9 protein-coding genes and 1 tRNA gene are annotated in these 8,532 nt (G+C 71.9%); 3 read left to right on the top strand and 7 right to left on the bottom strand.

Annotated elements, in window-relative coordinates:
• Positions 1-490: 490 nt before the first annotated feature.
• Positions 491-1,051, bottom strand: a complete 561-nt coding sequence (locus tag I5E_RS14890; RefSeq protein ID WP_022907682.1) for a GrpB family protein — start codon at positions 1,049-1,051, stop codon at positions 491-493.
• An 83-nt stretch (positions 1,052-1,134) separates the two neighbouring features.
• On the opposite strand from I5E_RS14890, the gene mtnN reads away from it, so the two are divergent.
• Complete coding sequence (gene mtnN / locus I5E_RS14885; protein WP_022907681.1) at positions 1,135-1,857, top strand: 5'-methylthioadenosine/S-adenosylhomocysteine nucleosidase; 723 nt, start codon at positions 1,135-1,137, stop codon at positions 1,855-1,857.
• Here the strand turns inward: mtnN and I5E_RS14880 are convergent.
• A complete protein-coding gene (locus I5E_RS14880; protein WP_022907680.1) occupies positions 1,854-3,248 on the bottom strand; it encodes a family 20 glycosylhydrolase in 1,395 nt (464 codons plus the stop codon). The genes mtnN and I5E_RS14880 overlap by 4 nt on opposite strands.
• Positions 3,249-3,435: 187 nt before the next feature.
• Here I5E_RS14880 and I5E_RS14875 point away from each other — a divergent pair, with 187 nt between their 5' ends.
• The gene (locus I5E_RS14875) at positions 3,436-3,810 is read left to right on the top strand and encodes a hypothetical protein (RefSeq protein ID WP_022907679.1); all 375 of its coding nucleotides are present in this window, start codon (positions 3,436-3,438) and stop codon (positions 3,808-3,810) included.
• Positions 3,811-3,947: 137 nt separating this feature from the next.
• Here I5E_RS14875 and I5E_RS14870 read toward each other — a convergent pair whose 3' ends face one another.
• The 5 genes from I5E_RS14870 to serS form a co-directional block, all read right to left on the bottom strand.
• Complete coding sequence (locus I5E_RS14870; protein WP_261974960.1) at positions 3,948-4,553, bottom strand: AAA family ATPase; 606 nt, start codon at positions 4,551-4,553, stop codon at positions 3,948-3,950.
• Between the two features lie 46 nt (positions 4,554-4,599).
• Complete coding sequence (locus tag I5E_RS14865; protein WP_031262857.1) at positions 4,600-5,127, bottom strand: GNAT family N-acetyltransferase; 528 nt, start codon at positions 5,125-5,127, stop codon at positions 4,600-4,602.
• Positions 5,127-5,214 (bottom strand) — tRNA-Ser (locus I5E_RS14860). The genes I5E_RS14865 and I5E_RS14860 overlap by 1 nt, the downstream gene beginning before the upstream one ends.
• 52 nt (positions 5,215-5,266) lie before the next feature.
• A complete protein-coding gene (locus tag I5E_RS14855) occupies positions 5,267-6,121 on the bottom strand; it encodes an HAD family hydrolase (protein WP_022907677.1) in 855 nt (284 codons plus the stop codon).
• Complete coding sequence (gene serS, locus I5E_RS14850; protein ID WP_022907676.1) at positions 6,118-7,383, bottom strand: serine--tRNA ligase; 1,266 nt, start codon at positions 7,381-7,383, stop codon at positions 6,118-6,120. Before serS ends, I5E_RS14855 begins: the two co-directional genes overlap by 4 nt.
• Before the next feature lie 163 nt (positions 7,384-7,546).
• Between serS and I5E_RS14845 the strand changes: the two genes are divergently transcribed.
• On the top strand, positions 7,547-8,532 hold a 986-nt coding region (locus tag I5E_RS14845; protein ID WP_022907675.1), incomplete at its 3' end, for a diacylglycerol/lipid kinase family protein.

Raw genomic sequence — 8,532 nt, 5'->3', positions numbered from 1 at the left:
GTCCTCGCCGACCAGATCAGCCGGGACGTCCGCGCCGGCCTGAGCGCCCCGCTCGTTGCGCTCTACCCGGCACTGGCGACCGCCTGATGCTGTGCCGGCCGGCTCCTCACGCCGGACACTGGCCGGCGCTGGCGACCGCCTGACGCCGGCGCTGGGCGGCTCCGCACACCGGACACTGGCCGGCTCTCACGCCGGGCGCTGACCGAATCCGCACGCCGGGCACTCGCCGAATCCGCACGCCGGGCACTCGCCGACTCCGCACGCCGGGCACTCGCCGGCTCCGGACGCCGACGACGACGCGCGGGGAGCCGGACAGTCCGGGGCACTGCCTCGTCACCACCGCGGGACGGGGTGTTCCGCGGGACGGGGCGTTCTGCGGGACCGCTGACCGTTCCGGTTCACGAAACCCGCGATCTGTGAACCGGAACGGTCACACCCGCGGAAGGATGCGGGCTGCGCCACGCCTCGGGTCAGCCGCAGGCACCGCGGGTCACCCGTGTGCGCCGCGGCTGGTGATCCCCGCGGTGTCGGCGGCGATCGCGGCGCGCTCCGACGCTGACAACCCCGCCCGGCGCAGCGCCCGGTCGAGGACGGCGGACTTCTGCACGAGGTACGCGTCGATGTCCGACGCCTCGGCCGCGGCCCGGCGCTTCACGGCGGCGTACTCGTCGCGGAGGCCGTCGTCCGCGCGCAGGGCATCGCGCACGCCCAGATGGTTCCGGAGCGCGAGCGACCCGTCTGCGACCACGTAGGTGTTGCTCGGGGCGAAGCGCTCGGGCGTCCGGAACGCCTGACGACCGGGGATGCCGAGATCGCCGCGGGGCACGAACCCGATCGCGGCGAGCGCCTCGACGGCAGCGGGCACGGCGGACTCGTCGACGACCACGTCGACGTCGATCACGGGCTTCGCGGCCAGCCCGGGGACGGCGGTGCTCCCGACGTGCTCGATCCGGTGCGGGACACCCGCGGCGAGGAGAGCACCGGTGTACGCGGTCCGGAGCACCACGAAGCGCCGCGGCCACTCCGCCCGGTACTCGACGACCTCGACCACACCGCTCCCTCGTCTCCGCGTGCACCGAGCACGGTACGCGCACCGGTGTCCCGACGGTCAGCGCGGCGTGCGAGGATCGATCAGTGCAACTCCCTCCCCCGGTCGCGATCGTCATCGCCGCCATGAGCGAAGAGGTCTCGGCGTTCGCCGGCCTCCTCGGTGGCGTCCCCATCCTGGACGGTCCGGTCGGCGGCCACGACGAGCACCACCTGCTCGACGTCGCCGGTGCGACGGTCGCGGTCCGACGCAGCGGGATCGGCTTCACGAACGCCACCGCCGCGGTCGCGCACGCCTTCCACGACTTCGGCTCGGGCATCCCGGTGATCAGCGTCGGCACCGCAGGTGGGCTGATGCGCGGCGTCGAGATCGGCGACGTGATCGTCGGCGACCGCTACGTCAACCTCAACGCGGACGCCACGGCGTTCGGCTACGCGCTCGGCCAGGTCCCGGGCATGCCGACCGGGTACGCACCCGACGACCGGCTCGTGTCGCTCGCCCTCGCGTCGGACACCGGGGACCGCCTCCGCGCCGCGACGATCGGCTCGAGCGAGATCTTCGTCACCGAGGGTCGTGCCCGCGCGCTCCGGACCGCGTTCCCGTCCGTCGCCGCGGTCGACATGGAATCAGCGGCGATCGCGCAGTTCGCCCACGTCCACGACATGCCGTTCGTGTCGGTGCGGTGCATCAGCGACCTGTGCGCGCCGGACGGCGACGAGTTCAAGGAACACCTGGACGACGCGGCGGCCCGTGCCGCCCGGGTGGTGCACGACGTCGTGACCGGGCTCGCCGCACGAGCGGAGTCCTAGCGCGCGGCGGTCTCGAGCATCGCGACCACGTGCGGGGTGCTCCAGCGCAGGAGTGCCGCGCCAGGCGGGTGCTCGAGGTCCTCGCCCCAGATCGCGACGGCCGCACCGGACATCGGAGCGGCGAGGCGCTTCCCGGAGTCCCCGTCCCAGTCGCGGAGTGACCAGTGCGCACGGAGATCCTCGGCCGCGTACCGACTGTCGGCCGGGTCCAGGTCCGTCGGCACCTCGTAGAGGTAGTACGAGTCGTAGTTCAGCAGGTCGATCCCGGCCGCGGCCAGGTCGGGCGCCGACGCTCGCCGCTCCCGCCGTTCGCGCCGTTCCGCCTGGTCCTCGGTGTCGCCGTCGAAGCTCCAGTACGTGACGTGGATGCGGGGGTCCAGCCGGCCGATGGCCGTCCGGTCGATCCCGTCGTTCCAGGCCCAGACCTGCCGGTCGCCGGCCGCGGCGGCCATCGTGTTCAGCCAGCGCACCCGCTGTGCGGCGGTGACGTCATCGCCCCACTCGTCCCCGCCGATGTGCACGGTCCGGCTGGACGGGAACGTCCGGGTGACCTCGGCGATGACTCGGGCCGCCAGCGCGGAACTCTCCGGCGCCGACGTGTCGAGTTCGCTCGCACCCGCCCGGAGCCGGTCGACAAACGCCTTCCCGTGCCGGGCCTCGAGGAGGGCGAACGCGGCAGCCATGTGGCCCGGGGTGTCGACCTCGGGCACGATCGCGATGCCCCGGCGCGCGGCGTGCGCGGAGATCGCCCGTGCCTGCGCGACGCTCAGGAACGGTCGCCCGGTGACCCGACTCGTCCAGACACCGTGGTCGAGGTCGGCGTCCGCGAGCGTCTGCCCGAGGACCGCGCTCTCGATCCCGACGTTCTGGTCGTCGGTGAGGTGCAGGTGCAGGAAGCGGCCGCCGTGGTCGGCGAGCAGGTCGATGTACCGCTCGATGAGCGGCACCGGGTAGTACGCGCGAGCGACGTCGAGCATCACGCCGGTCTCGGGGCGTGCGCCGGTCGTGCGCGTCGTCGTGACGCTCCGAGCCGAGGCCCGGCAGTCGGGCAGTGAGAAGACCCCGGTGCAGGCGAGGACGGCGTACGTCCCGGCCGGCACGCGCTGCGGAGCAGTGTGCGTCGCCCGGAGCGTGGCACTCGCACCCGGTGCGAGCGACCGGACCGCGACGTGACCGAGGGTGTACCTGCGGCTCCCGGCCGTCAGTGCGAGCCAGGCGTCGACCGCCGGCTTCCGCACCGTGGTGGTGTTCTCGACGGTCACCGCGGTGCGGACCGTGGTGCCGGTCGCGGTGGCGGTGCTGGTCGCGGTGACCTGCACGACCGTCAGCCGCGGTGCCGCGGACCCGACGGCGGTCTCCGGTGGTCCGGCGATCGCGTCGACCCCGACCACGACCCCGGCGGCCAGGGCGATCGCGAGCCCGACGGCGACGGTCCGCCGCAGGACGCGAGGTGTTCCGCCCCGATCACCTCTCCCAAGCCGCACAGCGCCCCGCCCTCGAACCCGCACCTCGTGCTCGCGCCCACACCATCAGGCTCTCGCGAGCGTACCGGATCACCCGGCGTCGGAAGGAACCACCATGATGAAGCAGCTCGCCGCCGTCGTCATCGGACTCAGCCTCCTCGGCGGGTCCGTCGTTGCCGTGTCACCGGCGGAGGCATCGTCGACGCCGCACTACCTCTGCTACCGCGGCACCTCGATACCGCAGAACCTCACCGCGAACACGAGCCCGAAGAAGTGCAACGGGATCTACCGGATCACGGTCGGCGGGAAGATGGTCGCGCAGGTCGACAACCGCAAGGTGAAGAACTGGGCGGACTTCTCCAGGCGCATGCAGGCGGGGTACCAAGCGTCGCAGCGATGGTGTGCGCAGAACTCCCTCACGTGCACGATCGTCACGTCAGTGGGTTCACTCCTGCTCGGCGGCGTCTTCTCGCGCACGGCGACGGCCTAGTACCGTGAGCACCATGTCTCCGGCTCAGGCTCGGAAGTACGTGACGTCCCTCACCGTCACCCTCGCCATCGGCGTCGTGCTCCTCGTTCTGGGTGTCGCGATGGCTGATGCACTCCTCCGGACCGCCGGCCTCTCCCTCACCGTGGTGATGACCCTGCTCCTGGTCGTCCAGGCGGTGCGCTCGCACCGAGGCCGCTAGCAAGGAGGAGCCCTCGAGCACCGTCGCGCACACCGGCGACGACGTCTTGCAGCGTCTCGTCGAGGGACTGCTCGCTCGTGTCGAGCCACCACCCTCGGTCCCCGAACCCCTCCCGCATCGACCGGTCGAGGTCTGCGTAGCCGTCGAAGGCGAAACGCTCCTCGACCGGTCGGCGTTCGTTCCGTGCACGGCAGGCGGACGGCCCCGGTGCGAGCACCACCAGCGACGTCCGCACCGGCGGGAGCCGCCGCACGAGCCGGTCGAGGTGCTCGCCGTCGGGAACGACACCGTCGATCACGGTCGTGAACCCGGACGCCACGAAGTTGGTCGCGAGTGCCCCGGTGTTCCGGATGCAGAGATCGACCTGGCGGGCGGCCTCGTCCGCTGGTCGCCCGAGGGGCCAGACGGCTCCGGAGACGACCATGGCGTTGAGGTCGTCGGCCGCGATCCGCGCGCTGCGCGGTGTCGCGGCGGCGAGCATCCGGCTGATGGTGGACTTCCCGGCACCGGGCATCCCCGTGACGATCACGATCTCGGCGTCCACGCTCCGATCGTGCTCCACGAGCACGCCGACCGTCGACCGCACGGGGTCAACCGGTCGTCGGCGCGAGGAGCTGGAACATGACGTGGTCCCGCCACGCCCCGTCGATCCGGAGGTACTCGGGCGCGAGGCCGTAGCGCTCGAACCCCGCGGCGAGCAGCGCCCGCTGGGAGCCCAGGTTCTCGGGCAGCGTCTCGGCCTGGACGCGGTGGAGACCGAGGACCTCGAACGCATGGGCCGCCGCGGCCCGGACCGCTCGCGAGGCGTGTCCCTGACGGAGCCGATCGGCGCGGATCCAGTAGCCCATCGCGCACGACTGCAGCGCACCGCGGGTGATGCCGCTCAGTGTGATCCGGCCGAGCAGTTCACCGTCACCCGACTCGATCACGAACGGGACGGACGTGCCGGCGCGCTCGGCGGCGAGCGCCTGGACGATGACGTCGTGCTGCCCCGCCTCGGTGAAGTACGACCGCGCACGCGTGGGTTCCCACGGCCGCAGGTGCTCGGCACTCGCGGTGACCACGGCAGCGAGCATCGCGGCGTCGTGGACGCTGATGAGCCGCAGGCGCGTGTCCATGGCGGAGGGTGTGGGATTCGAACCCACGAGACATCTCTGCCCACCTGTTTTCAAGACAGGCTCCATCGGCCGCTCGGACAACCCTCCAGCGACGCGACCACGTGGCGAGACGTGATCGCGTCCCGGGAAGTCTACCGGGCTAGCGCGGCAGGGAGTCGAGCGCGGCCGCGAGGCCGTCGTCGGTCACGCCAGCGGTGATCTCGTTGCCCGCGTCGACGACGTCGTCGGGCGCCTGGCCCATGACGACGCCGCGGCCGGAGGTCGACGCCCACCGCAGCATGTCGATGTCGTTGCGGCCGTCACCGGCGGCGAAGACCCGGGAGCGCGGGATGTCGAGCCACTCGCGCACGCGTTCCATCGCGGTGGCCTTGGTGACACCGAAGGGTGCGATGTCGAGCCACGACGTCCAGCCGACCGAGTAGGACACCTTGTGCAAGCCCATCTGCTCGACGACCTGCAGGAAGTCCTCGGTGTCGTGGCCCGGGGAGATGACGACGACGCGGGTGGCCTCGACGCCGAGCAGCTGCTCGAACGGCACGTGCTCACCGGCGACGGTCATCGTGTCGTCCGGGAAGTTGCCGGAGAGCAGGAAGTGGCCCGTCTGGTCCTCGACGCCGAACGCGGCGTTCTCGAGGGCGCCGTGGATGGTCCGCAGCACCTCGCTCGGGTCGAACTGCTCGACGTGCACCCGCTCGTAGGAACCGTCTGGGCGGCGCGCGAGGGTGAGCGCACCGTTCGCGCAGACGAGGTACTTCGGCTCGATGCCGAGCGTGTCCAGCAGCGGCACGGTCATGCCCTCGCTGCGACCGGTGGAGAGCATGACCTCGTGCCCGGCGGCCTCGGCAGCGTGCAGTGCGGCGATCACGGCGTCGGTGACGACCCCGTCCTCGCGCATGGTGGTGCCGTCGATGTCGAGCGCCACCAACCAGCGCTTCGTGCGGGCGGGCGCTCCCGCACCCGCCGCGCCGTCGACGAACCGACCCTGCGTGCTCATCGGGGCTCGATCACCTCGACGCCGCCGAGGTAGGGACGGAGGACCTCCGGCACGACGACCGAACCGTCGGCCTGCTGGTGGGTCTCGAGGATCGCGACGATCCACCGCGTGGTCGCGAGCGTGCCGTTGAGGGTCGCGACGGGCGCGGTCTTCCCGCTCTCGGTGCGGTACCGGATGTCGAGGCGACGCGCTTGGAAGGTCGTGCAGTTCGACGTCGAGGTGAGCTCGCGGAAGGTGCCCTGCGTCGGGACCCAGGCCTCGATGTCGTACTTGCGCGCGGCGCTCGTGCCGAGGTCGCCGCCGGCCACGTCGATCACGCGGTAGTGCAGCCCGAGGTCCTGCAGCATCTGCTCCTGGTAGCCGACGAGCTTGGCGTGCTCGGCCTCGGCCTGGTCCGGGTGGACGTACGCGAACATCTCGAGCTTGTTGAACTGGTGCACGCGGAGGATGCCGCGGTTGTCCTTGCCCGCCGACCCCGCCTCGCGGCGGTAGCAGGTCGACCAGCCGGCGTAGCGCAGGCCGTCGCCATCTTCGAACGACAGGATCTCGTCGGCGTGGAAGCCGGCGAGGGCGACCTCGCTCGTGCCGGTCAGGTAGAGGTCGTCGGCCTCGAGCCGGTACACCTCGGCCGCGTGCTCGCCGAGGAAGCCCGTACCGGCCATGGTCTCGGGGCGCACGAGCGTCGGGGTGATGAGCGGCTCGAACCCGGCGGCGATCGCGCGGTCGAGGCCGAGCGACATCAGGGCGATCTCCAGCCGGGCGCCGAGGCCGCGCAGGAAGTAGAACCGCGAGCCGGAGACCTTCACGCCGCGCGGGATGTCGATGATGCCGAGGTGCTCGCCGAGATCGGCGTGGTCCTTCGGCTCGAAGTCGAACTCGGGCTTCGTGCCGACGGTGCGGAGCGTGACGAAGTCGTCCTCGCCGCCCTTCGGCACGTCCGGCAGCACGACGTTGGGGATGCTCCGGACCACCGCGTTGAAGGACTCCTCGGCGGCGGTGACGGTCGCCTGCGCCTCCTTCACCTGCGCGGCGAGCGCCTGGGCCTGCTGCACGAGCGCGGCCTTCTCGTCCTTCGGGGCCTTCGCGACGGTCTTGCCGAAGGCGTTCTGCTCGGCCCGGAGGGACTCGAACGAGGTGATCGCGCTCCGCCTGGCCGCATCGGCGGCGACGGCCTCGTCGACGACGGCGACGGAGGCGCCGCGCGCCTCCTGCGAGGCCTTGATGACGTCAGGGTTGTCGCGCAGGAGCTGGGGATCGATCACCGGATCATCCTAGCCAGCGCCGGTTGCGGGCCGGGTGCGAGGCGGGTCCGAGGTGGGTGCGAGACGGCCTGGAGGCGCGGTGCGGGCCCGCCCCGCGCCTCCAGGCCCGCGACGGGTCGATCCCGGCATCCCCTCGCAGCATCCGATCGGTACCGTTGGCTGCATGTCGACCCCATCGGAGACCGCGTCTGCGGGCCAGGACGCCCTCCAGACCGAGCAGCGGACGGCCGCGGTGGTCTACAACCCGGTCAAGGTCCACCTGCCGACCCTCAAGCGCACCGTCGAGAAGCACCAGCAGGAGGCCGGTTGGGCCGAGACCCTCTGGTTCGAGACGACCGAGGAGGACCCGGGCGGCGGGATGGCCCGCGCAGCGCTCGAGGCCGGAGCCGACGTCGTCGCCGCCGCCGGTGGGGACGGCACCGTCCGTGCCGTCGCCGAGGTGGTGCACGGGTCGGACGCCTCGCTCGCGCTGCTGCCGAGCGGCACGGGCAACCTCCTCGCGCGCAACATGAAGCTGCCGCTGGACGACCTCGGCGGGATGGCGAAGGCGATCTTCGTCGGGCACGACCGGCCGATCGACTTCGGGCTCCTCGGCGTCGAACGTCCGGACGGGTCCCGCGACAAGTACGGGTTCGTCGTGATGGCCGGTCTCGGGCTCGACGCCCGCATGATCGCCAACACCCGGCCCGAGCTGAAGAAGCGCGTCGGGTGGCTCGCGTACCTCGACTCGCTGCTCCGCTCGGTGCGCGACGCCGACGGCTTCGAGTTCAAGTACCGGCTGGACGAGTCGGCGCGCAACGGCTCGGTCCGGGCGCACTCCGTCATCGTCGGCAACTGCGGGATGCTGCAGGCCAACGCCATGCTCCTGCCCGACGCCGAGATCGACGACGGTGTGTTCGACATCGTCGTGATGCGCCCGCGCGGCTTCTTCGGCTGGGTCCGGATCGGCGCCCGGGTCTTCTGGGAGAACGCGATCCTGCGGTCGTTCCGTCGGTCGGCCCTGTCCGACACGCTGATCGGCCGCCGGATCACCACGGCCGCGAAGCAGGAGCGCCCGCTGCGGTACATGCGCGGCGAGGAGTTCACGCTGCGGCTGTCGAAGCCGGACGAGTTCGAGATCGACGGCGACCCGGTGGGCGAGATCCTCGC

The organism is Curtobacterium sp. B18 (assembly GCF_000333375.1).
GTDB lineage: Bacteria > Actinomycetota > Actinomycetes > Actinomycetales > Microbacteriaceae > Curtobacterium.
Note: the sequence above shows the minus strand (reverse complement) of the source record. Positions and strands in the feature narration are given on the sequence as shown.